Origin of the sequence: Paenibacillus woosongensis (assembly GCF_009725165.1) — a bacterium.
GTDB classification, from domain to species: domain Bacteria; phylum Bacillota; class Bacilli; order Paenibacillales; family Paenibacillaceae; genus Fontibacillus; species Fontibacillus woosongensis.
Genome location: NZ_WNZW01000055.1, coordinates 1 through 423 on the forward strand (window position 1 = coordinate 1; position 423 = coordinate 423).

A 423-nucleotide genomic window follows, 5' to 3' on the forward strand; every position below is an offset into this window, starting at 1 on the left:
ACTTTTGGTGGTGGTAAACCCCCAAAAAAAAAATATAAACATTTTAATCTTTTTTTTTCTCTCCCTTTTCTTTTTTTTAAAAAATTAAAAATTGGTTTCCATTTCCCACCCCCCCCCTTACTATTTTTTAAAGTTTTTTTTTTTTTTTTAAATTTTTTTTTAAAATACAAATTTTTTTTTATAAAAAAAAAAAAAAAAAAAAAAAAATATCTCCTTAATTTTTAAAGAAAAAACAACCCGCCTTTTATTAAAACCTTAATTGCCCGCGGAAACGAAGGAGGGGTTGTATATAGATGGGGGCGTGCTAACAAAAAAAAAAAAAAAAAAATAAAAGTAGGAGACAACTGAACAAAAAAACGAAAAAAGTACACAAAAAAAAGACTTGTGACGAACGCAAAAAAAGAGTCGTGAAGCTTGAATGGA

Annotated in this window: 1 protein-coding gene; it reads left to right on the plus strand. The window is 26.5% G+C overall.

Annotated elements, in window-relative coordinates:
- On the plus strand, positions 1–225 hold a 225-nt coding region (locus GNP95_RS26340), incomplete at its 5' end, for a hypothetical protein (protein WP_230874017.1).
- Positions 226–423 lie beyond the last annotated feature (198 nt).